The sequence below is a fragment of the Enterobacter sp. CPE_E863 genome (genome assembly GCF_046521465.1).
In the GTDB taxonomy this organism is placed as follows: Bacteria; Pseudomonadota; Gammaproteobacteria; order Enterobacterales; family Enterobacteriaceae; genus Enterobacter; species Enterobacter adelaidei.
Window position 1 is genome coordinate 1948520 of the sequence record NZ_JBKFZX010000001.1, and the last position, 26703, is coordinate 1975222.

At 55.1% G+C, this 26703-nt stretch carries 21 protein-coding genes and 4 pseudogenes; 14 read left to right on the forward strand and 11 right to left on the reverse strand.

Translation table 11 applies throughout. The features are described 5' to 3' along the window. Positions 1 to 22 precede the first annotated feature (22 nt). Positions 23 to 2056: a peptidyl-dipeptidase Dcp gene (dcp, locus tag ACLHV8_RS09630; RefSeq protein ID WP_208594982.1), complete on the forward strand. Its 2034-nt coding sequence runs from the start codon at positions 23 to 25 to the stop codon at positions 2054 to 2056. A gap of 159 nt (positions 2057 to 2215) precedes the next feature. Here the strand turns inward: dcp and ACLHV8_RS09635 are convergent, their stop codons facing one another. Further along, the gene (locus tag ACLHV8_RS09635) at positions 2216 to 2443 is read right to left on the reverse strand and encodes a hypothetical protein (protein ID WP_028017563.1); all 228 of its coding nucleotides are present in this window, start codon (positions 2441 to 2443) and stop codon (positions 2216 to 2218) included. Positions 2444 to 2591: 148 nt separating this feature from the next. On the opposite strand from ACLHV8_RS09635, the gene ACLHV8_RS09640 reads away from it, so the two are divergent. After that, entirely contained in the window at positions 2592 to 2756 is a 165-nt protein-coding gene (locus tag ACLHV8_RS09640; RefSeq protein WP_218064858.1) for a YnfU family zinc-binding protein, read from the forward strand. A gap of 90 nt (positions 2757 to 2846) precedes the next feature. Here ACLHV8_RS09640 and ACLHV8_RS09645 read toward each other — a convergent pair whose 3' ends face one another. Then, positions 2847 to 3065 carry a cold shock domain-containing protein gene (locus tag ACLHV8_RS09645; RefSeq protein ID WP_028017562.1) on the reverse strand — a complete coding sequence of 73 codons (219 nt, stop codon included), beginning with the start codon at positions 3063 to 3065 and terminating at the stop codon, positions 2847 to 2849. Positions 3066 to 3329: 264 nt separating this feature from the next. Then, entirely contained in the window at positions 3330 to 4004 is a 675-nt protein-coding gene (locus ACLHV8_RS09650) for an MgtC family protein (RefSeq protein WP_371128440.1), read from the reverse strand. Between the two features lie 449 nt (positions 4005 to 4453). Between ACLHV8_RS09650 and ACLHV8_RS09655 the strand changes: the two genes are divergently transcribed. Further along, positions 4454 to 5662, forward strand: coding sequence for an MFS transporter (locus ACLHV8_RS09655; protein WP_208594983.1), 1209 nt, complete (start codon positions 4454 to 4456; stop codon positions 5660 to 5662). A gap of 19 nt (positions 5663 to 5681) precedes the next feature. Here the strand turns inward: ACLHV8_RS09655 and ACLHV8_RS09660 are convergent, their stop codons facing one another. Beyond that, positions 5682 to 6671 (reverse strand): 2-hydroxyacid dehydrogenase, encoded by a 990-nt coding sequence (locus tag ACLHV8_RS09660; protein ID WP_028017559.1) that lies wholly within the window; start codon positions 6669 to 6671, stop codon positions 5682 to 5684. A 210-nt stretch (positions 6672 to 6881) separates the two neighbouring features. Here ACLHV8_RS09660 and ACLHV8_RS09665 point away from each other — a divergent pair, with 210 nt between their 5' ends. From ACLHV8_RS09665 to ACLHV8_RS09675, 3 genes are read left to right on the forward strand one after another with little or no spacing between them, the layout of a single operon-like run. Further along, the gene (locus ACLHV8_RS09665) at positions 6882 to 9521 is read left to right on the forward strand and encodes a YdbH family protein (protein ID WP_208594984.1); all 2640 of its coding nucleotides are present in this window, start codon (positions 6882 to 6884) and stop codon (positions 9519 to 9521) included. Beyond that, positions 9518 to 9709, forward strand: coding sequence for a YnbE family lipoprotein (locus tag ACLHV8_RS09670; protein ID WP_028017557.1), 192 nt, complete (start codon positions 9518 to 9520; stop codon positions 9707 to 9709). Before ACLHV8_RS09665 ends, ACLHV8_RS09670 begins: the two co-directional genes overlap by 4 nt. A gap of 7 nt (positions 9710 to 9716) precedes the next feature. After that, the gene (locus ACLHV8_RS09675) at positions 9717 to 10034 is read left to right on the forward strand and encodes a YdbL family protein (protein ID WP_028017556.1); all 318 of its coding nucleotides are present in this window, start codon (positions 9717 to 9719) and stop codon (positions 10032 to 10034) included. On the opposite strand, the pseudogene feaR reads toward ACLHV8_RS09675, so the two are convergent. Then, positions 10035 to 10942, reverse strand: a pseudogene (gene feaR / locus ACLHV8_RS09680) (transcriptional regulator FeaR). A 241-nt stretch (positions 10943 to 11183) separates the two neighbouring features. Here feaR and ACLHV8_RS09685 point away from each other — a divergent pair. Beyond that, on the forward strand, positions 11184 to 12683 hold the full coding sequence (locus tag ACLHV8_RS09685) for an aldehyde dehydrogenase family protein (RefSeq protein WP_049006774.1): 1500 nt from the start codon (positions 11184 to 11186) through the stop codon (positions 12681 to 12683). Positions 12684 to 12722: 39 nt separating this feature from the next. On the opposite strand, the pseudogene ACLHV8_RS09690 reads toward ACLHV8_RS09685, so the two are convergent. From ACLHV8_RS09690 to paaZ, 6 genes and pseudogenes are all read right to left on the reverse strand, one after another. Continuing rightward, positions 12723 to 13828: pseudogene (locus ACLHV8_RS09690) on the reverse strand (membrane-associated sensor domain-containing protein). A 69-nt stretch (positions 13829 to 13897) separates the two neighbouring features. Then, positions 13898 to 15649, reverse strand: a pseudogene (locus ACLHV8_RS09695) (alkyl/aryl-sulfatase); the annotation flags it as partial. Positions 15650 to 15664: 15 nt separating this feature from the next. Then, a protein-coding gene (locus ACLHV8_RS09700) for an IS1 family transposase (RefSeq protein WP_174491968.1) occupies positions 15665 to 16361 on the reverse strand; the annotation gives its coding sequence in 2 pieces (ribosomal slippage) (positions 15665 to 16109 and positions 16108 to 16361; 699 coding nt in all). Positions 16362 to 16416: 55 nt separating this feature from the next. After that, a pseudogene (locus tag ACLHV8_RS09705) lies at positions 16417 to 16647 on the reverse strand (MBL fold metallo-hydrolase); the annotation flags it as partial. Positions 16648 to 16812: 165 nt separating this feature from the next. Further along, positions 16813 to 19086 carry a primary-amine oxidase gene (gene tynA, locus ACLHV8_RS09710; protein ID WP_208594986.1) on the reverse strand — a complete coding sequence of 758 codons (2274 nt, stop codon included), beginning with the start codon at positions 19084 to 19086 and terminating at the stop codon, positions 16813 to 16815. Positions 19087 to 19251: 165 nt separating this feature from the next. After that, entirely contained in the window at positions 19252 to 21291 is a 2040-nt protein-coding gene (gene paaZ, locus ACLHV8_RS09715) for a phenylacetic acid degradation bifunctional protein PaaZ (protein ID WP_208594987.1), read from the reverse strand. 285 nt (positions 21292 to 21576) lie between these two features. On the opposite strand from paaZ, the gene paaA reads away from it, so the two are divergent. From paaA to paaG, 7 genes are read left to right on the forward strand one after another with little or no spacing between them, the layout of a single operon-like run. Further along, positions 21577 to 22506, forward strand: a complete 930-nt coding sequence (gene paaA, locus ACLHV8_RS09720) for a 1,2-phenylacetyl-CoA epoxidase subunit PaaA (protein WP_247171593.1) — start codon at positions 21577 to 21579, stop codon at positions 22504 to 22506. Between the two features lie 11 nt (positions 22507 to 22517). After that, complete coding sequence (gene paaB, locus ACLHV8_RS09725) at positions 22518 to 22805, forward strand: 1,2-phenylacetyl-CoA epoxidase subunit PaaB (RefSeq protein ID WP_006175064.1); 288 nt, start codon at positions 22518 to 22520, stop codon at positions 22803 to 22805. Positions 22806 to 22813: 8 nt separating this feature from the next. After that, positions 22814 to 23560 (forward strand): 1,2-phenylacetyl-CoA epoxidase subunit PaaC, encoded by a 747-nt coding sequence (paaC, locus tag ACLHV8_RS09730; RefSeq protein ID WP_208594988.1) that lies wholly within the window; start codon positions 22814 to 22816, stop codon positions 23558 to 23560. Positions 23561 to 23574: 14 nt separating this feature from the next. Beyond that, positions 23575 to 24072 carry a 1,2-phenylacetyl-CoA epoxidase subunit PaaD gene (gene paaD / locus ACLHV8_RS09735; protein ID WP_028017547.1) on the forward strand — a complete coding sequence of 166 codons (498 nt, stop codon included), beginning with the start codon at positions 23575 to 23577 and terminating at the stop codon, positions 24070 to 24072. Positions 24073 to 24079: 7 nt separating this feature from the next. Next, positions 24080 to 25150, forward strand: a complete 1071-nt coding sequence (gene paaE, locus ACLHV8_RS09740) for a 1,2-phenylacetyl-CoA epoxidase subunit PaaE (protein WP_049006792.1) — start codon at positions 24080 to 24082, stop codon at positions 25148 to 25150. After that, on the forward strand, positions 25147 to 25914 hold the full coding sequence (gene paaF, locus ACLHV8_RS09745; protein WP_208594989.1) for a 2,3-dehydroadipyl-CoA hydratase PaaF: 768 nt from the start codon (positions 25147 to 25149) through the stop codon (positions 25912 to 25914). The genes paaE and paaF overlap by 4 nt, the downstream gene beginning before the upstream one ends. Beyond that, positions 25914 to 26702 carry a 2-(1,2-epoxy-1,2-dihydrophenyl)acetyl-CoA isomerase PaaG gene (gene paaG, locus ACLHV8_RS09750; RefSeq protein WP_128347900.1) on the forward strand — a complete coding sequence of 263 codons (789 nt, stop codon included), beginning with the start codon at positions 25914 to 25916 and terminating at the stop codon, positions 26700 to 26702. The genes paaF and paaG overlap by 1 nt, the downstream gene beginning before the upstream one ends. The last annotated feature ends 1 nt before the right edge of the window (position 26703 follow it).

Below are 26703 nucleotides of genomic sequence, written 5' to 3' on the forward strand. Positions count from 1 at the left end.
TACCCGTACTCAGGAGCAAAAGATGACGGCCACGAATCCCTTTTTTGAAATCAGCCTTTTACCTTACCAGGCACCTCATTTTGATGAAATCAACGATAGCCACTATCGCCCGGCTTTCGATGAAGCGCTTCGCCAGAAGAGGGCGGATATTGACGCCATTGTCTCTCAGACCACTGCGCCAGACTTCACCAACACCGTACTGGCGCTGGAGAAAAGCGGCGCCATGCTCACGCGCGTCAACAGCGTTTTCTTCGCCATGACCTCCGCACACACCAATGCGTACCTGCAGGAACTGGAAGAGCAGTTCTCTACCGAACTTGCCGCGCTGGCGAACGATATCTGGCTAAACGACACGCTTTTCGCTCGCGTGGAGAGCGTCTGGCAGGACCGTGCCGCGCTGGACGCTGAATCCCGTCGGTTGGTTGAGGAGACATATCAGCGGTTTATTCTGGCCGGCGCACGTCTGAATGAGACAGAAAAAACCGAGCTGAAGGCGCTTAATACCGAGGCGGCCTCTCTGACCAGCCAGTTTAATCAGCGTCTGCTGGCTGCTGATAAGGCTGGCGGGCTGGTGGTGGATTACGCACACCAGCTTGATGGGCTTAGCGCTGACGAAATCGCTGATGCCGCACAGGCTGCCACCGAGAGAGAGCTTAACGATCGCTGGTTGATCCCGCTCCTGAACACCACCCAGCAACCAGCGCTTTCGGCGCTGCGCGATCGTCAGACGCGGGAAAATCTGTTTAACGCAGGCTGGACGCGTACCCAGAAAGGGGATGAGAACGATACGCGCGCGCTGATCCTTCGTCTTACTGCGTTACGTGCACGTCAGGCTCGCTTGCTGGGCTTTGAGGATTATGCCAGTTGGAGCATTGCCGACCAGATGGCGAAAACGCCAGACGCCGCGCTTACCTTTATGCGTGGCATTGTGCCTGCCGCACGTACCCGCGCGGAACGCGAGCAGGCCGATATTCAGAATGTCATTGATGACGAACAGGGTGGTTTCACCGTGCAGGCCTGGGATTGGGCCTTCTATGCGGAGCGCGTGCGTCAGGCAAAATATGCCCTCGATGAGTCGCAAATCAGGCCGTATTTTGCGCTCAATAACGTACTGCACGATGGCGTATTCTGGACGGCCAGCCAGCTGTTTGGCATCCGCTTTGTGGAGCGCTTTGATATCCCGGTTTATCACCCGGACGTTCGCGTATGGGAAATTTTCGACCACACGGGTGTTGGTATGGCACTGTTCTACGGTGACTTCTTTGCCCGTGACTCCAAGCAAGGTGGGGCGTGGATGGACAGTTTTGTCGTGCAATCCTATGAATTTGCCACCCGTCCGGTTATCTACAACGTCTGTAACTATCAGAAACCGGGTAATGGACGCCCGGCGCTACTCTCCTGGGATGACGTGATTACCCTGTTCCACGAGTTCGGCCATACGCTACACGGGCTGTTTGCCAGTCAGCGCTACGCCACGCTCGCGGGTACCAATACCCCACGTGATTTCGTTGAGTTTCCGTCGCAAATAAACGAACACTGGGCCAGCCATCCTCAGGTATTTGCCCATTACGCCCGTCATTTTGAAACCGGTGAACCGATGCCGGAAGCGCTACGGAGAAGCATGCTGAGTGCGACTCAGTTTAACAAAGGCTATGACATGACGGAGACACTCAGTGCCGCGCTGCTGGACATGAACTGGCACAGTATTCGTGAGCCTGTTGAAAGTGTCGAGGCGTTTGAAGCCGCCGCCCTGAAAAAAGAGGGGCTGGATCTGCCCGCCGTACCGCCGCGCTATCGCAGCAGCTACTTTGCTCATATCTTTGGTGGCGGTTACGCGGCGGGGTATTACGCTTACCTGTGGACACAAATGCTGGCGGACGATGGCTATCAGTGGTTTGTCGAGCAGGGCGGTTTAACCCGTGAAAACGGGCAAAAATTCCGTGAGGCGATTTTATCCCGTGGGAATAGTACAGATTTAGCGGAACTGTATCGTAGCTGGCGCGGGCACGATCCAAAGATTGAACCGATGCTGGAGAATCGCGGATTGAGCGCGTAATGCCATAGTTGGCGGGTCATCCAGGGTTAGCGCCCGCTTGACCCGCTCACCGTTGAGGACAAATGGTCATAAAAAAAGCCTGCATTAAGCAGGCGCTAATGATGATGCATAGTTATTATTCTAATCTTAATTCAAAAAATTAATTGCGAACCCGATACATCACAAATATTTTTGTGCTGCATCGAGTATTTCCTGAGAGGTAAGTTCCCGATCCGAGGCAACATAGATAACATCATGATCGCCTGTTAAAGACGGAAAACCAGCAGACATTATTTGAAGATTAACCTCTTCGCCATTCGGGTATTCTTCACGTATGGATGTAATGCCCTTAAGCACAGTCATAACTTTGCTCGGTTTACCATTAAAGAACACTATCACCTTTTTCATATATCACCCTGTAATCATTCGTGATTTTTTAAGCTGATGCCGTCCAAAAAGACTGATTTATTCATTGTTTTAACTTTTTCGAAAATTAAAGCAAGCAATATCCTGACTTAACGTGTACTGTGGCAGTCCATTTAATCAGGAGAAGCCTATGTCTGGACGTAAAAATACGCAATTTCGTCGAAATCATTTAGTCAAATGTCCCTGCCCAAACTGCTCGAAAGATTCAGAGCACAGCTATAATCGCGTACAAAAGGGCGCACAGCTTGTTTGCCCATATTGCAATACTCTTTTTAAGTCCTCTCAACGATTTTAAAAAAATAATTTCGCCAGAAAATTAAAAAGCAATGCTAAGGACCCGTCTACTCAGGAAAACCGTCATCGTTATCGCGGGTCCGTGGCGATATTATTTATCGCAAAGCGTTACGTTGCCTGCTGCAGGGCCTTTACTGCCGCTAATGATAGCAAACTCGACTTTTTGACCTTCAAAAAGCGTGTTGAAACTGTCCCCCTCAAGGGCGGAAAAGTGGACAAAAATATCTTTACTGCCATCAAGCGGGGAGATAAAGCCAAAGCCTTTATCTTCGTTAAACCACTTAACCAGACCTAAAATTTTTGACGACATATATACTCCATTTGAATGCTTTTAAAGTAGTAACGTTATGATAGAGAACGTATAAATTGTATACGTATGGACTCAAAAGGAGGGGGTATCAGCGATAGCGCCTGGTTATGAGGACTGCTTAGTAAAATGTTACATTCTGTATTGCATCGAACCAACGAGATCATTAATACACGGACAGGATTAATTAGCAAATTTTATTTTAGCCGTCTGGGCGCGTGGGCTTGCTGAGTGGTCACGTAACCGGGCACAGGGCCCGGCTTATGTTCATATTGCATGACAGCTTACGGAAGCGATAATTTTATTCCCACCCATATTACCCATAATCAAATCGAGTAATTTTCGGTATTCCTCACGGGTAATCACTTCAGCCCGAATTTCGGTGGTTCCTTCTGTTTTCGCTGCCGTTGAATAGATGGCTTTCAGACTTAACGTCAGCTCCTGAGCCATTTTGACAACATTCTGCCGCACGGCATCTTCATGCTCATCATTGCAGGTCACTTTCAGAACATAACATTTTTCGCCTTCGTGAAGCGCGGGGAGTTGATTAATCCGCTGCGCGGCTTCGCGAAGCAATATGTTAGCACAGAGAATAATTACGCTGGCCATCGCGGCATTCCAGAATTGGCCTAATCCGCATAGCACACCAATTCCAGCCGAACACCACAGCGTTGCCGCGGTATTCAGACCCCGAATATTCATTCCCTCACGCATAATCACGCCGGCGCCGAGGAAACCTATTCCGGAGACGATCTGTGCCGCGATGCGCCCCGGGCTATCAGGAGAAGTGGAGACGGAACTTAAAATAAATACTGCCGCGCCTGTAGCAACCAGTGCATTAGTACGAAGCCCGGCCATCCGCTGGCGCCATTGTCTTTCTGCGCCAATAATTGCGCCCAGCAGCATTGCTGCGAGCAGATGAGAGATATATGGGAACATCATCCTGTCGCCTGTTTACGATATTCAATAATAAACGTCAGTGCTAAAGCACTATATGACGCCATTTAAACACTACGTATTTTCAGCGCGACGGCGGCGGGAAGAGTGAATGTGTAAACAGAAACATGGCGATTACCCACAATTATAGCGGTTCTTAATGTGTCGGGATGCAATCGCGTTGAGATGATTGCTGCCCACCGTTCAGGTAAGCAGCGTGAAATCGCACTAGCTTACCTTCGTATCATATATAAGGTGACTTTCCAACGAAGGACTCCTGTGTAAATTTATCGCCAGTATAATAAGGCTTTATAATGAGTAAAGCGAAAAAACAACGTTCGTTATGAATTGTTTAAGTTCGGGAAAAAGTTTTTACAGATGTCACCTGATTTTCAACAATACCCGGTATACTCGATTGTATTTATAACAGGCTGTAACATGCTAAGGCAGACAGTATGTCTCTTCGTTCACTGCGGGCGTTGTGCCTGACCAGTTTTTTCATTGCGGATGTCCGCGATGGTCTTGGTCCTTTTCTCGGTATTTTTCTGACTGAACGTCACTGGTCCCCTGATGATATCGGCATACTGATGACGGCCGGTGGTCTGGCGGGATTATTGGCCACGCTGCCGGCGGGATTTATCACCGACACCTCACGCAGCAAGCGATCCGTGCTGGCGCTGGTGTGCCTGCTCATCACCCTTAGTACGCTCCTGCTCTGGTTTAGCCAGCAGAGCAGCGTTGTCGCTGTTTCGCAAATTGTCAGCGGTATCAGTGCGGCATTTGTGGGGCCGTTGCTCGCCGGTATAACGCTGGGGCTGACCGGCCAGAGCGGGTTCAGTGCGCAGATGGGCAGAAATGAGGCGTTCAATCACGGCGGCAACTTTGTCACTGCACTGATTGCAGGCGGCATTGCCTGGTACTGGGGCGTGGGCGGGATTTTCCTGCTGATGACCTGCACGACGCTGCTCACGCTCTGCGCGCTGCTTGCCATTCGCCACGGCGATATCGACAACAACGCCGCGCGCGGGCTGTCATCTCAGGCGAACCTGCCGGTTCCCGGTTTTGCGGTGCTGATGAAAAACCGTGCGCTGTTTGTGACCGGGCTGACGCTGCTGCTGTTTCACCTGGCAAACGCCGCGCTGCTGCCGATGCTGAGCATGAGAGTTGCAGCGGCACCTGCCTCGATTAACCCCGGTTTGTATGCGGCGGGTACCGTCATCATCTCACAGGCCGTGATGATCCCCGTTGCCATCTGGGTCGCACACCGCATAGAACGCTACGGCTACTGGCGCTTAATTATGCTGGCGCTGCTGGTTATGCCGGTGCGCGCGGCGCTGGCGGCATCTACGGACGCGCCGTTAATGATGATACCGGTACAAATCCTCGACGGACTGGCCGCCGGGATCCTGGGTGTCGTGGTACCGTCGTTTATTGTGGTGCTGCTGCGCGGAAGCGGGCACGTCAATGCCGGGCAAAGCGTGGTGATGCTGATGCAGGGGATTGGGGCATCCATGAGTCCGGCGTTAACCGGTACGATCGCCGGTCATTACTCTTTTGCGACGGCGTTCAGCGTACTGAGCGCGATTGCCCTGGTGGCCGTGCTGCTGTGGTGGCGCTGCGCTAATCGGACATGGGAAACTGACAGTTCGCCGGGTGGGGCATAGCCGCCACCCGGCGCCAGGCTTATGCCAGTTCGTTAGGGCAGGCTTCACCCTTTTCCAGCTGCAGTAGATTCCCCAGCGTGGTTTCCGAAATGCTGATCAGCGCTTCGGCAGTCAGAAACGCCTGGTGTCCGGTAAACAGCACGTTATGACAGGCAGACAGGCGGCGGAACACGTCGTCCTGGATCACATCATTAGACTTGTCTTCAAAGAACAGATCGCGCTCGTTTTCATACACGTCCATCCCCAGCGCGCCAATCTTCTGCGTTTTCAGCGCTTCGATGGCGGCCTGAGAGTCAACCAACCCACCGCGGCTGGTGTTGATGATCATCACGCCATCTTTCATCTGGTCAAACGCCGCCTGGTTCAGCAGGTGGTAGTTTTCCGGCGTCAGCGGGCAGTGCAGGGAGATCACGTCAGACTGTGAGAACAGGGTTGGCAGGTCGACGTATTCGACGCCCAGTTCCAGCGCCGCAGCGCTTGGGTAGGGATCAAATGCCAGCAGACGCATGCCGAAGCCTTTCAGAATGCGCAGGGCGGCGACGCCAATTTTACCGGTGCCGATCACGCCGGCGGTTTTGCCGTACATGGTAAAGCCGGTCAGTCCCTCCAGCGAGAAGTTAGCATCACGGGTGCGCTGATAAGCGCGGTGAATACGACGGTTGAGCGACATCATCATGCCAATCGCATGTTCCGCGACCGCTTCCGGGGAGTACGCCGGCACGCGAACCACCTTCAGGCCCAGCTCTTTCGCCGCGTCGAGGTCAACGTTGTTAAAACCCGCGCAGCGCAGGGCGATGTATTTCACCCCCTGTTTTTTCAACTCTTCCAGCACCGGACGACTGCCGTCATCGTTCACAAAAATGCAGACGCCTTCGCAGCCGTGCGCCGTTTTGGCGGTTTTTTCAGACAGCAGAAAGTCGAAAAATTCAAGCTCAAACCCGTAAGCCTCGTTAACATGTTGCAGATACTTTTTGTCGTACTGCTTTGTGCTATATACCGCGAGTTTCATAAGACTTTCTCCAGTGATTTTGCATTCACGTTAGCATGATTAAAATTATCTTACAATTTTTGAAATATTATTGAATTCAATAAGTTCTATCAATTATTCTAGAGCATCTATCCTTAAAAATGGCATTCCCTTCAACTGACTGGCTAAACATGCGACAATGATCGGCAATGTCGGCTTAATTCTTTTGCTAAATCAGGATATTAACTGCCCATGAAGGGTAAATACAAAGCCGCAATTGCGCTTTTACTGCTGTTCATCCTCCTGCCGCTGACGCTGCTGATGACGCTCGCCCAGTGGGTTCCAACGCTTGCCGGTATCTGGCTACCCGTCGGGACACGTATCGCCTTTGAACAAAGCCCCAAAATCACCCGTCACGCACTGGTCATTCCCGATGTTCGCTATCTGGTTGAAGACTGTGAGATTGCCCGGGTCGATAACGTGACGCTGTCACGTCCCAGTCGCTGGAAACTGGATATCGGTGCGCTCGAGCTTAATTCCGAGTGTTTAAGCAAAATCCCTCAGTCTGCACCCTCAACGGTTGCGCCCAAAACGCTGGCACAGTGGCAGGCGGTTTTACCGAAGACCTGGCTTACCGTTCATCGCCTGACGCTCTCACCCTGGCAACAATGGCAGGGCGAGCTTTATGCCTCGCTGACGCCTGCCAGCCAGGAGATTACCTATAATGGCGAGCAGGTCAGCATTAAAGGGAAACTTCGTGGACAGTTGCTCTCCGTCAGCCAGTTCGATGTACAGCTTCCCGATCGGCCTCAGCCCATAAAACTGGTGGGCGAGTTCACTCTGCCGCTGGTTCCCGATGGGGTACCGGTTAAAGGCCACGCGGTCGCGACCTTTAACGTGCCACAGCTCACCTCATTGGTCGATGCCGATCTGGACTGGGCGGAAAATCAGGGACAACTGGTGGTGATGGCGCGCGATAACCCCGACCCGCTGCTCGACCTCCCGTGGCAGATCACGGCAGAACAGCTGAATATCAGTGACGGACGCTGGAACTGGGACCTCTCCGGTATGCCGCTGAGCGGGCGAGTTGGCCTGCGAGTCGACAACTGGCAACAGGGACTGGAGAAAGCTACCTTGTCCGGACGTCTCAATGTGCTTACCCAGGGTGATGCAGGGAAAGGCAACGCGGTTCTGAACCTTGGGCCGGGCAGGCTCAGTATGGAAAACAGCGACATGCCGCTGTATCTGAGCGGTGAGGCGAAACAAAACGACCTTATTCTCTACGCCAGACTGCCGGCAAAACTGACCGGAAGCCTGTATGAACCTCAGCTTTCCTTTGAGCCGGGGGCGCTGCTTCGTTCACGCGGACGCATTATTAACTCCCTCAATATTGATGAAATTCGCTGGCCACTTGCGGGCGTCAAGCTCACGCAAAAGGGTGTTGATGGCCGTTTGCAGGCCATTCTGCGGGCCCATGAAAACGAAATGGGCGATTTTGAGCTCCACCTGGACGGCCAGGCCAACGACTTTTTACCCGACAACGGTCTGTGGCAGTGGCGCTACTGGGGAAAAGGGGGCTTTACGCCGATGAATGCGCGCTGGGATGTCGCCGGGAAAGGCGAATGGCGTGACAATCTCATTGAGCTAACTGCGCTCTCCACCGGTTTTGACAAACTTCAGTACGGTACGATGGAAGTCAGCAAGCCGCGTCTGGTGCTGGATCAACCGGTGCGCTGGTTCCGTGACCCCGAAAAACCCACCTTCAGCGGCGCGCTGGCGCTCAATGCGGGACAAACCCGCTTCTCCGGCGGGAGCGTGTTACCGCCCTCAGTACTGACCTTTAGCGTCGACGGAACAGACCCAACGATTTTCCAGTTCAAGGGCGACCTCCATGCAGACAAAATTGGCCCGGTACAGGTAAATGGTCGATGGGATGGGGAACGTCTTCGCGGGCAGGCCTGGTGGCCGAAACAGTCGCTTACCGTATTTCAGCCGCTGATACCACCGGACTGGAAAATGACGCTGCGTGACGGGGAACTCTATGCGCAGGTCGCCTTCTCGGCGGCGGCCGATCAGGGCTTTGAAGCCGGTGGGCACGGCGTGCTGAAATCCGGCAGCGCCTGGATGCCTGATAACCAGGTCAACGGCGTCGATTTTGTGCTGCCGTTCCGCTTCAGCGAAGGGACCTGGTCCCTGGGCACGCGCGGCCCGGTCACGTTGCGCATAGATGAAGTCGAAAACCTGGTGACCGCGCGCAACATCACCGCCGACTTACAGGGGGATTATCCCTGGACGGAGGACAATCCGCTTCTGCTCACCAACGTGAAGGTGGAAACCCTCGGCGGGAAGATCACCATGCAGCAGCTGAGGATGCCGCAGCACGATCCGGCCTTGCTGCGCGTAGATAATATATCTTCCAGCGAGCTGATTAGCGCCGTCAATCCGAAACAGTTTGCCATGTCGGGGCCGGTCAGCGGGGCGCTGCCGTTCTGGCTGGACAATGAAAAATGGATCATCAAAGATGGCTGGCTGAGCAACCCCGGGCCCATGACGCTGCGTATCGACAAAGATACCGCAGACGCCATTGTGAACGATAATATGGTCGCGGGCGCCGCGATTAACTGGCTCCGCTATATGGAAATTTCGCGTTCGTGGACGAGAATCAATTTAGATAACCTGGGGCAATTAACCATGCAGGCCACCATCAAGGGGACCAGCCGTGTCGATGGCAAAAGCAGCACCGTCAACCTGAACTATACCCATGACGAGAATGTCTTTACCCTCTGGCGCAGCCTGCGTTTTGGAGACAACCTGCAAACCTGGTTTGAGCAACACGCGGCGATACCCGGTCCCCGCAGTTCGACTGGCAAGGAAAGTGAGGAACAACAATGAAAAAGATGGCTGGTGTACTCACCGTTGCCGTTGTCGCGCTACTGTCTGGCTGTACGCCGCGCATTGAAGTCGCGGCACCGAAAGAGCCGATTACCATCAATATGAATGTCAAAATCGAACATGAGATCCACATTAAGGTCGATAAAGACGTTGAAACTCTGCTGAAATCGCGCAGCGATCTGTTCTGAGGACGCCATGAAACGATTAGCTCTGATTTTACTGGCACTGGGGATGAACGTGCAGGCGGCCGCGCTCACCTTAAATGATGCCCGGGCGCAGGGGCGCGTAGGGGAAACCCTGAGCGGGTATCTTGCCCCGATCCAACAGGATGCGGAAACGCTGGCGCTGGTTAACCGTATCAATGCGGCGCGCACGGAAAACTACCAGAAGCTGGCTGACAGCAATAATTTACCGGTCGATGAAGTGGCGAAAATGGCGGGACAAAAACTGGTTGCCCGTGCTCAACCCGGCGAGTATGTGAAGGGCATTAACGGAAAATGGCTGAAAAAATAGTTAGCGGTAGCGCTTGCGGTATTCACCTGGCGAGACGCCAAAACGCTGCTTAAACGCCGTGGAAAAATGGCTATGGTCGGTAAATCCCCAGCTGTAGCCAATCCCCGCCAGCTTTTCGTCATCACTGGTAGAACGCAACACCTGCGCGCACAGATCCAGACGACGGTTTTTAATGTACTGCGCCACCACCAGCCCTTTCTCGGCAAACATGCGGTAGAGGCTTCGCACGGACATACCGCTCTCGGCGGCAATCCATTCCGGACGCAGAGATTCGGACTGAATATGATCGTCGATCAGCGCCACCACATGCAGGAACTGGCGTTCCTTACGCGGCTGAATCAACTCGCGCTGCTGGAAAGCGGGGCGCAGCAGGCAGACCATCGCTTCGAGCGCGGCTTCACTCTCCCGGTCACTCAGATCGGCATTGTTCATACTGTCCATTAACAGACGATGACTCAGCTGTACCGTTGGCAACGAACGGGAAAGAGTGAGCGCGCAGTTGATCTCCTGAAACCGACACTGCTGCTCAATGATCTGACGGGGTACCAGCAGCGAAATTTGGCGGGATTTTTCCTGCCAGTTGATTGAGCAGGGGCGTGATGCGTCAAGCAGCGTGATATCACCGGTTTTAAGCACAGAGCGCCGGTCATCCTGTTCAATTTCCGCGCTGCCTTCAAGCTGGAACACGGTATAGAACCAGGCATCATTACTCTGAGCGATCTCCTGGCGAGAACGGAACAGATTCACGCCGCCTGCGGTAACGGTACTGAGCTTCAGGCTGCGCGCGTAGCTGGTTTCCAGTTCCCGAAGAATTTTCCCTCCAGAGGACGCGCGTTAAAGCGCCCGCAAACCTGGTTAATTTGCGCCAGCCACTGCTGATACTGTTCCTGCTCGCTTGCACACGCCATCGTTTCTCTCACTGCGCCGTCAACGTTTTCGCATTGTTGCATTTGTGTTGCATTTTGTCAGAGCTATGAGGCTGACTATAGGAAAGAACACTCACCGGGAACAGTGATATAAGGCGGAATTATCACGATTTGCGGAGCCTGTCACAGGTGGCAAAGCGAATGTCACACAGACAAAAGCGAGAATGCGAAACCCCTCTTAGACTGGATCAACACCCGACGAATAATAACGAAGGAGTACCCTATGTCTGAATCACTGGTGGCAATCCAACCTGCTGTGCAGCAGTTTTTAGACCGACATCATGGCCTGTGGATCGAAGGGCGTCAGGCCGCATCAGACAGTGAAAAACGGCTGAATGTCTACAACCCGGCCACGGGCGAGGTGATTGCCTCGACTGCCGATGCCAGCGTTGACGATGTTGACCGCGCCGTGATGTCCGGCTGGCGCGCGTTTGTTGCCCGCAGCTGGGCCGGAAAATTACCGGCTGAACGCGAGCGGATCTTGCTCCATTTTGCCGATCTGGTTGAGCAGCACAGTGAGGAGCTGGCTCAGCTTGAAACGCTGGAGCAGGGCAAATCCATTAACATTTCCCGCGCTTTTGAAGTTGGCTGCACCCTGAACTGGATGCGCTACACCGCCGGGTTGACCACGAAGATCGCTGGCAAAACGCTGGATCTCTCTATCCCATTGCCACAGGGGGCCCGCTACCAGGCGTGGACGCGCAAAGAGCCGGTTGGCGTGGTGGCCGGAATTGTACCCTGGAACTTCCCGCTGATGATCGGGATGTGGAAAGTGATGCCTGCGCTGGCCGCGGGCTGTTCCATTGTGATTAAACCGTCAGAAACCACGCCGCTGACCATGCTGCGCGTGGCGGAGCTGGCCAGCGAAGCGGGCATCCCGGACGGGGTGTTCAACGTCGTAACCGGTAGCGGCGCGGTGTGTGGCGCAGCGTTGACCTCGCATCCGCACATTGCGAAAGTGAGTTTTACCGGTTCAACGGCAACGGGTAAGCAAATTGCCCGCACGGCGGCGGACACGTTAACCGGGGTGACCCTGGAACTGGGCGGGAAAAACCCGGCCATCGTGTTGAAAGATGCCGACCCTGCCTGGGTGATTGAAGGCCTGATGACCGGCAGCTTCCTGAATCAGGGACAGGTCTGTGCGGCAAGCTCCCGCATCTATATCGAAGCGCCGCTGTTCGACACGCTGGTCAGCGGGTTTGAACAGGCGGTGAAATCGCTGAGCGTCGGGCCGGGCATGTCGCCGGAAGCCTTTATTAACCCGCTGGTTTCGCGTGCGCATTGCGACAAGGTGCAGACTTTCCTCGATGAAGCGAAGTCCCGTCATGCGGAACTGATCGCCGGTAACCGTGGCCCGGAAGGCAAAGGCTATTACGTTTCACCAACGCTGGTGGTGAACCCGGATGCCGCGCTGAGGCTCACTCGTGAAGAGGTATTTGGCCCAGTGGTCAACCTGGTGCGAGTGGCCGATGGTGAAGAGGCGCTCCAGCTGGCAAACGACACCGAGTATGGCCTGACGGCCAGCGTCTGGACGCAGAATATCAGCAAGGCGCTGGAATATACCGACAGGCTGCAGGCGGGTACCGTCTGGGTAAACAGCCATACGCTGATCGACGCTAACCTGCCGTTCGGCGGGATGAAACAGTCTGGCACCGGACGCGACTTTGGCCCGGACTGGCTGGACGGCTGGTGCGAAACGAAGTCGGTGTGCGTGCGGTATTAAAAAACAAGCCGGGTGGCGGCTACGCCTCACCCGGCTTTATTAACGGGACCACCGATCCCGCCCGGCCTCTTTCGCCCGATACAACGCCGCGTCAGCGCGGGCGATGATCTCGGGACCCGCCAGACCGTCCTCCATTCCCGCAATCCCCATGCTGGCGGTGACAACCCCGCTAACCTTCGAGCCACTGTGCGGTATCGCGGCTGAATACAACCCCTCCTGAATGCGTATAGCAACCTGTTCTGCCATGTTCTCCGGACAGTCAAACAGGATCACTACAAACTCTTCACCACCGTAGCGAGAAACAACGTCGTGAGGTGTACGTACTGATTTTTTCAGCACCTGCGCTACCTGCGCCAGGCAGTCGTCACCCGCCTGGTGGCCATAAGTGTCGTTGTAAAGTTTGAAATAGTCGACATCCAGCATAATCAGCGAGAAGGCTTTTTTCTGATCAACCGCGTTTTCCAGCACGGTTTCCATGGCCCGGCGGTTTGCCGTCTGGGTTAACGCATCCAGATGCGCCAGCGCGTCCAGCCGCAGAATGAGTCGCTGATTCTGCTGGTTACGTCGCCAGGCTTCTTCGAACCAGTTCAGGAGGATAAAGCGTCCGCAAATCAGGATCAGGGTGAATACCACCCAGATCACGGCAAAGCGCAGGTTAACGCTCTGGTTCAGGGCGATGCTTGCAGACGGCAGGGCGATCCAGAGCGGCAGGACAAAAGAGAGCAGCCCCGACGGGTGAAAATAGAGCGCGGTCATTCCCGCGAGCAACAGAATCACGAAGATTGGCCAGGCGTGAGGAAGCTGAACAACCGTGATCAACAAATAACTACACAGTGACCACAGCAGGCTGCAGATAAACAGCACGACACTGATCCCGACGATACGTCGCCAGGCCATAACCATCAGCGCAGTTGAAAGGATAATGACCCCCGCATTGAGGTATCGACCATCATCGTTAGGTATTTCGTTGCACCGACCTGGCTGTCGATGTTACCGAACAAGACGTTGCGCAGCAGGAGCATCAGCGCAAAGCTCACGTTCACGAAAGCCAGCCAAGGTAGATTCATCGCCAGGCCATGGTGCACCATGGATTTTCGGGTGGGCCAGGTGGCTAGCTCGGGTGGTGTATTGCGTCTTTTTTCTATCAAGAGGGATTTCCGTATCGAAAGGAGCGGGAGAAAAATGGGCGGGGTTACCGCCCATCAGGTGATGTGTTACGGTGTCACAATGTTAAACCAGAATTCAAATTTATCCATATAGCCCAGCATCGCATCCAGCTTCGCGCTATCGCCGGTGATCTTAATATCGCCGCTATCCTGCGCCTGTTTCAGCGTCACTTCTTTCAGGATAATTTTGTTCAGCGTATCACGGTTCAGGGTCAGCGTGGCGTCAGCGTCCTTCGCCTCGGCGTTAGCCGTGTGGTTCAACACGCCGTTTTCCAGCTCAAGTTTATACTTTCCGCCATCGCTGCCTAAATCAATGTTGAACACGGATTTGGCAGTACCGGCTTTTTCGCCATTGATATGCACAGCCAGATAGTCGAAGAACATCTCTGGCGTTATTGCCCGCACGGTATCCGGGCTAGCGGTATTCGGCGTCGGGCCTTTCACCACGCCGTTACGCAGTTCTTGCGCACCGGTCAGGTAGAAGTTACGCCACGGGCCAGATTCGGCCTGATAACCGAGCTGCTCCAGCGCATCTGCTTCCAGGTTACGTGCCGCCTGATTATTCGGATCGGCAAAGACCACTTTGCTCACGACCTGTGCAACCCAGCGATAATTCCCCTGGTCAAAGTCCGTTTTGGCTTTGTTCAGGATGGCGTCAGCACCACCCATGTACTCAACGAATTTCTTCGCTCCCTCTTCAGGTGGCAGTTCATCCAGCGTCGCTGGGTTGCCATCGAACCAGCCAAGATAGAGGACATAGGTGGCTTTCACGTCATGGCTGACGGAGCCATAGTAGCCCCGGTTAGCCCAGGTGTGCGCCAGCGAATCCGGGAGCTTAAAGTTGGCGGCGATCTCGTCACGCGTCTGGCCTTCGTTCGCCATACGCAGTGTCTGGTCGTTGATGTAACGATAAAGATCGCGCTGGCTCTTCAACAGCTTGACCACATTTTCGTTACCCCAGGTTGGCCAGTGGTGTTGCGCCATAATAATTTCGGCTTTGTCGCCCCAGCGTACGATCGCCTGGTTGATGTATTTCGACCACGGTAACGGCTCGCGAATTTTCGCGCCGCGCAGGGAGTAAGTGTTATGCAGCGTGTGGGTGACATCTTCTGCTGATTCGATCAGTTTTTTCTCTTCGATGAACCAGAGCATCTCTGATGGTGCTTCAGAGCCCGGCGCCAGCATAAAATCATAGGTCAGGCCGTCAATGACCTCTTTCTGGCCATCTTTTTCTATGATATTGGTCGGAGCGATAAGCGTAACCGTACCGGCAGAGGTCGTTGTACCCAAGCCTGCACCAACTTGTCCTTTCGCATCGGGCTTAAGCAGGTTGCCGTACATATAACTGGCGCGGCGGCTCATGACGTTACCCGCCATGATATTTTCCGCTACTGCGGCTTCCATAAAACCGGACGGGGCGTAAATTTTTACCTTACCAGCTTTTACATCGGCTTCATCTACCACGCCGCGCACGCCACCATAGTGGTCGACATGGCTGTGGGTATAGATAACAGCCACGACCGGTTTTTTCCCGCGATGTTTAAAATACAGGTCCATCCCGACTTTAGCGGTTTCGGCGGATACCAGCGGATCAACGACCGTTATTCCCGCTTTACCTTCAATAATCGTCATATTTGACAGGTCGAGGTTACGGATCTGGTATACCCCGTCGGTGACTTCAAACAGGCCGCTAATATTAATCAGCTGTGATTGACGCCATAAGCTTGGGTTGACGGAATCAGGCGCTTTATCGCCTTCTTTAATAAACGAATATTGCTGCGGATCCCAGATAACATTCCCGGTAATGACTCCAACTTACTGATAGTGTTTTATGTTCAGATAATGCCCGATGACTTTGTCATGCAGCTCCACCGATTTTGAGAACGACAGTGACTTCCTGCCCAGCCTTGCCAGATGCTGCCTCAGATTCAGGTTATGCCGCTCAATGCGCTGCGTATATCGCTTGCTGATAACGTGCAGTTCTCCCTTCAGGCGTGATTCATACAGCGGCCAGCCATCCGTCATCCATACCACGACCTCAAAGGCCGACAGCAGGCCCAGAAGACGCTCCAGCGTGGCCAACGTGCGTTCACCGAATACGTGCGCCACAACCGTCCTCCGTATCCTGTCATACGCGTAAAACAACCAGCGCTGGCGTGATTTAGCGCCGACGTAACCCCACTGTTCGTCCATTTCCGCGCAAACAATGACGTCACTGCCCGGTTGTATGCGTGAGTTTACCGACTGCGGCCTGAGTTTTTAAGTGTCGTAAAATCGTGTTGAGGCCAACGCCCATAATGCGTGCACTGGCGCGACATCCGACGCCATTCATGGCCATATCAATGATTTTCTGATGCGTACCGGGTTGAGAAGCGGTGTAAGTGAACTGTAGCTGCCATGTTTTACGGCAGTGAGAGCAGAGATAGCGCTGATGTCCGGCAGTACTTTTACCGTTACGCACCACGCCTTCAGTAGCTGAACAGGAGGGACAGCTGATAGAAACAGAAGCCACTGGAGCACCTCAAAAACACCATCATACACTAAATCAGTAAGTTGGCACCATTACCAACATTCCCTTGTTCCCCTTTGATAACCTCCTGAGGGAGAGGGGCAATAAAACCTTTATGCGCGTCGGTAAAATCGGTTTTGTCAGAGAAAGGAAGTTGATTAAAAAGGGCATTATTGGCCTGTTGAGTTGCTGCTGTAGCATCTTTTGGCGCTTCAGCGGCAAATGAATAACTGACGGAAATAAAAAAACCTGCTAACGCCAGGCTCCTGACAATCAAATTAAATTTCATCCTAAAACCTCTCAGTGATGTATTACGGCTTACGTAGAAACGTCGTGTCCTGGCTGAAAGTGATTCAAGAGATGCAGTGGAAATAAAGAGGGCATGAATAACTATAATCGGGAAGAGGTATTCAGCAAGTGAATGAATAAAAAACCGGGCGTTGCGCCCGGTATGTTATTTAGCGTCTTTTTTCTTCCCCAGCGTGGGGGTCTCGTCAAAGAAGTTCCACGGTTTAAGCAGAGTATGTACCCATTCCGTCGGCATGATCGGCCACTCTTCGGCACGGGCGACGTGGGTTGTCCCTGTGGTCATCCAGACGACGTCATCCTGGTTATTCAGTGACTCATTATCTTTGCTGTACTGCCCCAGGCCCGTATCGTGGATGGAACGGTTAGGGAATTTCCCTTCCGGGTACAACTCATCAGGATGGTAGCGGGTGACCCACAGCTGCTTATCCATAAAGCTCAGCCGATGGTAAATCCACTCGTCCGGGGCAAACTTCGCGCCCGTCGCTACCGGGTGTGTACCGCCCGCGTACGGGATAATCTGGTACGAGACCGGGTTGCCCATGCGGTTCTCTTTGCTGGTATTGCTCAACAAGCGAATGGTGCCCGGGTCGAATTTCTGTGCCGCCTGCTGCTCGGTATCAATGTCGTACTGATTGATCTGCATGGTACTGGTGCGCGGGCCACCGGCGGTATTCGGTTTCACTTCCGGATCCATTGCCACCAGTTTGTTGTTGATGCCATCCACATCCATATCAAGACGGAAGTTATAGATATGCTGGTGGGTGGTACCCACGATGTTGTGATCGATCAGTGTGCCGTATTTGGTGTCGTCTTTCGCGGTGGCGTCATGCATGGTTTTCGCCAGTACGCCTTTCACCGCTTCGATACCCGTCGCACCAGCATCAATTCCAATGGTGCCATTTTCATGGAATACCCAGTCGAAGATGTAATCGTAGTTACCGACAGTACTCACCCAACGTACCACCAGTTCACGACGCTCGGTGCTGACGTTTGGCTGTCCCATCTCTTGGTGTTTGTATTCCGGCCCGGCGTAGCGTTCGAAAATGGCGATTGCCCGCGGGATCTCCATTGGCGCACCGGTGTAATCCGGGATCGTTTCATTGAGCATCACGGCGTTAGACGGCACGTCTTTCCCCCGTACCAGCGAAGAGGTCAGGGTGCCCATGCCATAGTCGCCGGAATCCAGATAGGCTTTGAAATACCAGCCCACGTCCGGGTCGCCGTAAGGGACGATCATGCCACCTAAGGAGCCCTGATACATAACCTGGCGCTTTTTGCCGTTATCGTTGTACGTCACAGTCGAAATCATCGGGCCGACGCGGGAATCCAGGCTCAGGTGGAAATCCCAGTTCTGCCAGTGCACCATATCACCGGTAATGGTGTAGTTCTTGCCTTCTGGCTCAACGATCTCAAGGGGCTTTTTCGCTGTTTCGATACGGTCACGGCCGTCATACGGACGCGGAGCCATGGGAACCGGAATAACAGCGCCTTCTTCAATTTTCTGGATTTTCTTCTGCTCAAGATCGACTACGGCCACCAGGTTTTCAATCGGATGCGCCCAGTAGTTACCGTCACCGACGTCCAGGTAGCTGACCACTTTCAGCAGGCGATCTTCCTGCTTCAGGCCGTCTTTACCGTCGAAATAGCCGACGGTCAGCGGCGTGGTAATCACTTTCTTCGTATCGGTGATACCGTGTTTTTTAAGCACCTCTGCAAACTCAGTGCTCTCGTTGATGATCTGCTGAACCGCGGTGAAGTCATCCAGCAGCACCATGCCGTGTGCGTCTTTTACCGGTTCCCAGCTCAGGATCTTTTTGTCCTTCAGATCTACCCGGCTTTCGATAACGTGCTTCCCGTCGAGCATAACCACGTTCGCCTGGCGGGGAGAATCCACTGCCGTACCGTTAAGCACAAAGTCCCACACTTTGGTCTTATCTGGCTCAGCAAGGGCAATCTGGGTAAAACGGGTATTCGGTTTGAAATCCGCAGAGGTTTTGACGATCTCTACGGCTTGTTTGATTTCGTCAGCCGTTAGCGCGTTTAACGGGTGAGGGCGTTTTTCAACCTGGAAAGTCTGGTCGAGGCCGGACTGGAAAACGTCGTTGATGAAGGTGTCAGAGATAAAGGCCTTTTTGCCTTTCATCACCACCGGTACCTGCAGCTTGAGGGTTTTACCGTTGACGATAGCGGTTTTCGCCCCCGGTTTGACCTTCACAAAAGCACCGTCTTTCGCGATGGTGAACAGTTGTGCGTAATCATCCCACTGTACATCTGCGCCAAAGTCCTGCAGCGTTTTGTCCATCGGGACCATGTGCGCCTCGCTGCCGTGAGCGAAAACAGGGGGTTGCCAGGCGCAACACAGCGCAACAGCCATAGCCAGTGCCGTTCTACGGGCAGAAAAAGAAGAATTGCTTCCCATCGTAGACCTCATCTTGTTGTGTTTATTGTGTGGTGACAGCCTTATCCTGACAGGCGCCTGAGAAAAGCGTTTGCCTGCATCTGCCAGATTATTTGTCAGTCTTGCCAGGTTAAAAAAAGACCGGGGTGGCATCACACCCCGGTCAACGTGCGAGAGAGAAAAGAGTCAGGCGTCACCCTGCTGGCGCGCCACCAGCGTCAGAATGGAGTAGAGCGCCACGGCCTGCTGATGCTGGTTAAAAATCTCAACGGCCCACTCCACCACGCCCGTCGGTTTTTCCTCGGCGGTGCGTTGTTTCTTCAGCGTTTTACGTTTGCAGGTCAGGCGCACCTGAATGGTATCGCCCGGTTTAACCGGCTCGATAAAGCGCAGGTTTTCCATGCCGTAGTTGGCAATCACCGGCCCGACACCCGCATCAACGAACAACCCTGCTGCGGCGGAAATCAGGAAATAACCGTGGACCACGCGTTCGCCAAAGATTGACTCTGCCGCGCCAATCTTGTCCATGTGCGCGTAAAAGTGATCGCCGCTCAGGCAGGCAAAGTTCACGATATCCGCTTCTGTGAGCGTACGACGCGGCGTCAGCAGGCTGTCGCCCGGCTGCAACTCCTCGAAGTATTTACGGAACGGATGAACGCGGTCTTCCTGCACGTCAGCACCGCGCACCCACTGTTTGCCAATGGCAGCCAGCATGGATGGACTGCCCTGAATGGCGGTGCGCTGCAGATAGTGCTTCACTGCCCGCAGGCCGCCCAGCTCTTCACCGCCGCCCGCGCGACCTGGACCACCGTGGACCAGTTGAGGAAGCGGAGAACCGTGGCCGGTAGACTCTTTCGAGGATTCCTCATTGAGGACCTGAATACGTCCGTGAGCGCGTGCCGCGCCGGCAATAAACTGGCGGGCGGTTGCCAGATCCGCAGTGACCAGCGTCCCGGCCAGGCTTCCACCGCCCGCGCGGGCAAGCTGCATCGCGTGGGCTGCATTGCGATACGGCATCAGGGTCGCAACCGGACCAAAGGCTTCAGTCGCGTGAACTGCCGGTGTTTCATCCGGCTGCGGACAGAAAAGCAGGGTCGGTGGGAAGAAGGCACCAGTAGCCTGCAAATCCGCTTTGCCCCCCAGGCGGATTTCACAGCCTGCGGCAACCAGCAGCTCCACTTTCTCCTGAACGTCCGCACGCTGTTCGCTGTTCACCAGCGCGCCCATTTTTACCCCTTCCTGCGCCGGGTCACCCACCACCACTTTTTCCAGCCGCGCGATTAGCGCCTGGCTGACGGCATCGAGCCGCGTCTGCGGCACAATGATGCGGCGGATCGCCGTACATTTTTGTCCGGACTTGGCGGTCATTTCACGGACGACTTCCCGAATGAACAGGGCAAATTCTGGCTGGTCTGGCGTAACGTCTTCCCCCAGCACGCAGCAGTTCAGGGAGTCAGCTTCCATGGTGAAGGGAATGGAATTCGCCACAATATTGGGGTGGACGCGCAGGCTTTGCCCGGTACTGGCGGAGCCGGTAAACGTCACCACGTCCTGGCTGTCGAGATGATTCAGCAGATCCCCTGCGCCACCGCAGATTAGACTGATGGCGCCGTCCGGTACCAGGCCGCTGTCGATAATGGATTTCACCATCTCCTGGGTCACCTGCGCTGTGGCGGTAGCGGGTTTGATGATGGCAGGCATCCCGGCGAGCCAGGTGGGTGCCAGTTTTTCCAGCATACCCCAGCACGGGAAGTTAAAAGCGTTGATATGGACCGCCACGCCTGATTTTGACGTCAGGACATGGCGTGCAGCAAAACCACCTTCCTTCGACAGAGGGATCAACTCATCCTCAGGCCACAGTGTGTCATCCGGCAGTTCGCGGCTGCCCAGGCTGGCATAGGTGAAGAGGGTACCGATACCGCCTTCAATATCCACCCAGCTGTCTGCCTTTGTCGCCCCGGTCTGGGCAGACAGGGCATAAAACGTCTCTTTCTGACTAAGCAGATGTTTCGCCACCGCCTTCAGCATGGCAGCACGTTCGATAAAGGTCATTTTGTGAAGTGCTTCGCCGCCGTGCTCAATGGCATAGCGACGGGCGGCCGCCATATCCAGCCCTTCGCTGGTTACGCTCCACAGCGCTTCGCCAGTGATGGCGTGATGAATAGTGCGTTCGCGGCCCCGGCCAGACTGCCAGGTACCGGACAAGAAGCTGGCTAACTGCTGCATCGCTTATCTCCAAATGTTACGAAAATTCACCATTAATAGTTTGATCGTGAATCATAAAAATCAAGCTGAGTTTTAATGATTTGTTAACATTGTGATCCGGCACTGATGAAACGAGGTGCGCAAACGCCCGAATGTTAGGGTGTGCTGTAAAAGCCTTGCGAGCGGCATCACAAAACCAGGAAACAATTCTTGGGGTTATATTTAACCTTTGTGTAACTTTTAAAAAACAAAGTGATTCAACATTTCGCTTTAGATTGCAAACTAACGAATCATAAAGGTGATGACGTGACGCAAGAACAACGGTTTGAGCAGCGCATAGCGCAGGAGACGGCGATAGAGCCCCAGGACTGGATGCCTGAGGCCTACCGCAAGACGCTGATCCGCCAGATTGGCCAGCACGCGCACTCCGAAATTGTCGGCATGCTGCCCGAAGGTAACTGGATCACCCGCGCACCGACGTTGCGCCGTAAAGCGATCCTGCTGGCGAAAGTGCAGGACGAAGCCGGACACGGTTTGTACCTGTATAGCGCGGCAGAAACGCTGGGCTGCGCGCGGGAAGACATCTACCAGAAGATGCTCGACGGCAAGATGAAATACTCCTCCATCTTCAACTACCCAACCCTGAGCTGGGCCGATATCGGCGTGATCGGCTGGCTGGTGGACGGCGCTGCCATCGTTAACCAGGTAGCGTTGTGCCGGACCTCTTATGGGCCGTATGCCAGGGCAATGGTGAAAATCTGTAAAGAAGAGAGCTTCCACCAGCGTCAGGGCTTTGAAGCCTGTATGGCGCTGGCGCAGGGTAGTGAAGCCCAACGCCAGATGCTGCAGGACGCCATCAACCGTTTTTGGTGGCCGGCACTGATGATGTTTGGGCCGAACGATGACAACTCGCCGAACAGCGCCCGCAGCCTGGCCTGGAAAATCAAACGCTTCGGCAATGACGAACTTCGCCAGCGTTTTGTCGACAACACCATTCCCCAGGTGGAGATGCTCGGCATGACGGTGCCCGATCCCGACCTGCGTTTTGACGACGAGAGCGGTCATTACCGTTTCGGCGAGATCTACTGGCAGGAATTTGAAGAGGTGATTAACGGGCGTGGCATCTGTAACCACGAACGCCTGGCCGCCAAACGCAAGGCCTGGGAAGAGGGGGCGTGGGTGCGTGAAGCTGCACTGGCGCACGCAGAAAAACAACATGCCCGCAAAGTGGCTTGAGAGGAATCACGATGAGCAATGTCTACTGGCCGCTGTACGAAGTGTTCGTACGCAGCAAACAAGGTTTGTCCCACCGTCACGTGGGAAGTCTGCATGCCGCTGACGATCGCATGGCGCTGGAAAATGCGCGTGATGCTTATACCCGCCGCAGCGAAGGGTGCTCCATCTGGGTGGTCAAGGCGAGCGAGATTATCGCCTCCCAGCCGGAAGAGAGCGGCGAGTTCTTCGACCCGGCGGAAAGCAAGGTCTACCGCCACCCGACGTTTTACACCATCCCTGATGGCATCGAGCATATGTGAGGATGGGGATGAAAACAGTCACTGCATATGCCCTGCGTCTGGGCGACAACGGTCTGGTGCTTTCGCAGCGTCTCGGCGCCTGGTGCGGTCACGCACCGGAGCTTGAGATCGACCTCGCGCTGGCCAATATCGGTCTCGACCTGCTGGGGCAGGCGCGCAATTTCCTGACCTATGCCGCGGAGCTGGAAGGTCAGGGCGATGAAGACACGCTGGCATTTGGGCGTGACGAGCGTCAGTTCCGCAATTTACTGCTGGTGGAGCAGCCGAACGGCAACTTCGCCGACACGATTGCCCGTCAGTACCTGATGGATGCCTGGAATGTGGCGCTATATGAACGCCTTGCACACAGCAGCGACAGTCAGCTTGCCGCCATTGCCGCAAAAGCCATTAAAGAGGCGCGCTACCATCTGCGCTTTAGCCGTGGCTGGCTGGTGCGCCTGGGCGATGGCACCGAAACCTCCGCGCAAAAAATGCAGCAGGCCATCGACACTTTGTGGCGCTTTACGGCCGAACTGTTCGAAGCCGATGACGTCGAGCTGGAGCTGACTGCCTCCGGCGTGGCGGTTGACCCGCGCACCTTGCGCCAGCCGTGGGAAAGCGAAGTGTTTGCCGGCATGGCAGAAGCCAACCTGAAGGTACCCGACGAAGTGGCGTATCGCACCGGAGGCAAGAAAGGGCTACATACCGAACATCTGGGCCCGATGCTGGCGGAAATGCAATATCTCCAGCGCGCGTACCCGGGTCAACAGTGGTAATAGCGGAGGTCATGATGCAGCGTTTTGCTGAGATTGCACCGGCGGAGATCCCGCAGATCTGGTCGCTGTTAAGCCAGATCCCGGACCCGGAAGTGCCCGTGTTAACCATCACCGATCTGGGCATGGTGCGCAGCGTCGCACCGCAAGGTGAAGGCTGGGTCATTGGCTTCACGCCAACCTACTCAGGTTGCCCGGCGACGGAACACCTGCTGGGTGCTATCCGCGAAACGATGACCGCACACGGGTTTACGCCGGTTCATATTGTGCTCCAGCTTGAACCCGCCTGGACCACCGACTGGATGACCGCCGATGCCCGCGAGCGTCTGCGTGAATATGGCATCAGCCCGCCGGTCGGCCACAGCTGCCATGCCCATGCGCCCGCTGAGGTGACGTGTCCGCGCTGTGCGAGCACCGATACCTCGCTTATCAGTGAATTTGGTTCAACGGCCTGCAAAGCGCTCTATCGCTGCAACACCTGCCGTGAGCCTTTCGATTATTTCAAATGTATTTGAGGCTGCCATGACAACGTTTCATTCATTAACAGTGGCAAAAGTGGAACCCGAAACCCGTGATGCGGTAACGATCACCTTCGCGGTGCCGCAGGAATTACAGGACGCGTACCGCTTCCGTCCGGGGCAGCACCTGACCCTGAAAACGAAACTGGGCGGGGATGAACTGCGCCGCTGTTACTCCATTTGCCGGAGTAGCGCACCGGGTGAGATCAGCGTGGCGGTCAAAGCCATCGAGGGCGGACGATTCTCCCGCTATGCCCGGGATCAGATTAAACAGGGTATGGCGCTGGAGGTGATGGTTCCTCAGGGCCAGTTTGGCTACCAGCCGCAGGCGGAACGTGAAGGACACTATCTGGCGATTGCCGCAGGCTCCGGGATCACCCCGATGCTGGCGATTTTATCCGCAACGCTTGCCACCGAACCGAACAGTCATTTCACCCTGATTTACGGCAACCGCAGCAGCCAGAGCATGATGTTCCGCCAGGCGCTGGCGGACCTGAAAGACAAATACCCGCAGCGGCTGCAGCTGGTCTCCATCTTCAGCCAGGAGCGTCTGGATAGCGATCTTCTCCATGGTCGTATTGACGGGGAAAAACTGCAGGCACTGGCGAAAACGCTGATCAACTTCCGCCAGTACGACGAAGCGTTTATCTGCGGTCCGTCGGCGATGATGGATGAGGCTGAAAGCACATTAAAAGCGCTGGGGATGCCGGAAAAAGCCATCCATCTGGAACGTTTTAATACGCCAGGCTCAGCGGCTAAACGCACGGTTAGCGTGCAGGCTGAGGGGCAGAAAGTCACCGTTCGTCAGGACGGCCGTGACCGTGAAATCACCCTGACGGCGGACGATGAAAGTATTCTTGATGCCGCACTGCGCCAGGGGGCGGATCTGCCGTATGCCTGTAAAGGCGGCGTGTGCGCCACCTGTAAATGTAAAGTGCTGCGCGGCAAAGTGGACATGGTGACCAACTATAGCCTGGAGCCGGACGAACTGGCCGCCGGGTATGTGCTGAGCTGTCAGTCGCTGCCGTTAACCGCTGACGTGATCGTCGATTTCGACGCGAAGGGGATGGCATGAGCGAACTGATTGTCACCCGCCATGGCCGCGTGTTGCAGCTGACGCTGAACCGTCCGGCGGCACGCAACGCCCTCAACAATTCGCTGCTGACGCAGATTGCGGAACAGCTTGAGGCGGCGGCCTGTGATAGCGGCATTTCTGCCTGCGTTATTTATGGCAACGAGCGCTGCTTCGCGGCCGGGGCGGATCTCAACGAAATGGCAGATAAAGACTTGCCGGCCACGTTGAACGATATCCGTCCGCAGCTGTGGAAGCGGATAGACGCATTTAACAAACCGCTGATTGCCGCCGTGAACGGCTTCGCGCTGGGGGCTGGATGTGAACTGGCACTGCTGTGCGACGTGGTGATCGCCGGGGATAACGCGCGTTTCGGTCTGCCGGAAATCATCCTCGGGATTATGCCTGGCGCGGGCGGCACGCAGCGCCTCATTCGCAGCGTGGGTAAATCCCTCGCCAGCAAAATGGTGCTGACCGGGGAAAGTCTCTCCGCGCAACAGGCGCTGAGTGCTGGGCTGGTCAGCGATGTGTTCCCGGTCTCCCTGACGCTGGAGTATGCCCTGAAGCAGGCGGCATTGATGGCGCGTCATTCGCCGCTGGCATTGCAGGCCGCGAAACAGGCGCTGCGCCAGTCTCAGGAAGTGCCATTGCAGGCAGGATTGGCACAGGAACGTCAGCTTTTTACGCTGCTTTCCGCGACCGAAGACCGCCGGGAAGGTATCAATGCCTTCTTACAGAAACGCACCCCCGACTTTAAAGGACGCTAATTGTGGAATTTATCCTGAGTAACGTAGAGCAAGGCGTAATGACCATTACGCTGAATCGCCCGGAGCGTCTGAACAGCTTTAACGACGTGATGCATCAGCAGCTTTCGGAGTGCCTGAAACAGGCCGAGCGTGATGACACCATCCGCTGTCTGCTGATCACCGGGGCAGGACGCGGTTTCTGTGCCGGTCAGGATCTGAATGACCGCAATGTTGACCCCAACGGCCCGGCGCCGGATCTGGGCATGTCCGTGGAGACGTTTTACAACCCGCTGGTGCGCCGCCTGGCAAAACTGCCGAAGCCGGTCATCTGCGCGGTCAACGGCGTGGCGGCCGGTGCCGGGGCTACGCTGGCGCTCGGATGCGACATGGTCATTGCGGCGCGTTCCGCCAACTTTGTCATGGCCTTCAGCAAGCTTGGGTTAGTCCCGGACTGCGGCGGCACCTGGCTGCTGCCGCGCGTTGCCGGACGCGCTCGCGCTATGGGGCTGGCGCTGCTGGGGGACAAACTCAGCGCCGAACAAGCGCAGGCCTGGGGGATGATCTGGCAGGTGGTGGACGACGAGCAGCTTTCCGCCACGGCACAGCAGATGGCGCTGCATTTTGCCTCACAGCCGACGTTTGGTCTGGGGTTGATCAAGCAGGCCATCAACGCGGCAGAAACCAACACCCTGGATGCACAACTCGATCTCGAGCGCGACTATCAACGCCTGGCCGGGCGCAGCGACGACTACCGCGAGGGCGTCAGCGCCTTCCTGGCAAAGCGCGCGCCGAACTTTACGGGGAAATAAG

Coding starts and splice junctions, on each gene's coding strand:
- ACLHV8_RS09665 (WP_208594984.1), top strand. CDS start 6,882: ATGAAGGGTAAATACAAAGCCGCAATTGCGCTTTTACTGCTGTTCATC.
- ACLHV8_RS09675 (WP_028017556.1), top strand. CDS start 9,717: ATGAAACGATTAGCTCTGATTTTACTGGCACTGGGGATGAACGTGCAG.
- dcp (WP_208594982.1), top strand. CDS start 23: ATGACGGCCACGAATCCCTTTTTTGAAATCAGCCTTTTACCTTACCAG.
- paaD (WP_028017547.1), top strand. CDS start 23,575: ATGCAGCGTTTTGCTGAGATTGCACCGGCGGAGATCCCGCAGATCTGG.
- tynA (WP_208594986.1), bottom strand. CDS start 19,086: ATGGGAAGCAATTCTTCTTTTTCTGCCCGTAGAACGGCACTGGCTATG.
- paaB (WP_006175064.1), top strand. CDS start 22,518: ATGAGCAATGTCTACTGGCCGCTGTACGAAGTGTTCGTACGCAGCAAA.
- ACLHV8_RS09645 (WP_028017562.1), bottom strand. CDS start 3,065: ATGTCGTCAAAAATTTTAGGTCTGGTTAAGTGGTTTAACGAAGATAAA.
- ACLHV8_RS09685 (WP_049006774.1), top strand. CDS start 11,184: ATGTCTGAATCACTGGTGGCAATCCAACCTGCTGTGCAGCAGTTTTTA.
- paaF (WP_208594989.1), top strand. CDS start 25,147: ATGAGCGAACTGATTGTCACCCGCCATGGCCGCGTGTTGCAGCTGACG.
- ACLHV8_RS09635 (WP_028017563.1), bottom strand. CDS start 2,443: ATGAAAAAGGTGATAGTGTTCTTTAATGGTAAACCGAGCAAAGTTATG.
- paaZ (WP_208594987.1), bottom strand. CDS start 21,291: ATGCAGCAGTTAGCCAGCTTCTTGTCCGGTACCTGGCAGTCTGGCCGG.
- ACLHV8_RS09655 (WP_208594983.1), top strand. CDS start 4,454: ATGTCTCTTCGTTCACTGCGGGCGTTGTGCCTGACCAGTTTTTTCATT.
- ACLHV8_RS09660 (WP_028017559.1), bottom strand. CDS start 6,671: ATGAAACTCGCGGTATATAGCACAAAGCAGTACGACAAAAAGTATCTG.
- paaC (WP_208594988.1), top strand. CDS start 22,814: ATGAAAACAGTCACTGCATATGCCCTGCGTCTGGGCGACAACGGTCTG.
- paaE (WP_049006792.1), top strand. CDS start 24,080: ATGACAACGTTTCATTCATTAACAGTGGCAAAAGTGGAACCCGAAACC.
- ACLHV8_RS09650 (WP_371128440.1), bottom strand. CDS start 4,004: ATGATGTTCCCATATATCTCTCATCTGCTCGCAGCAATGCTGCTGGGC.
- ACLHV8_RS09640 (WP_218064858.1), top strand. CDS start 2,592: ATGTCTGGACGTAAAAATACGCAATTTCGTCGAAATCATTTAGTCAAA.
- ACLHV8_RS09670 (WP_028017557.1), top strand. CDS start 9,518: ATGAAAAAGATGGCTGGTGTACTCACCGTTGCCGTTGTCGCGCTACTG.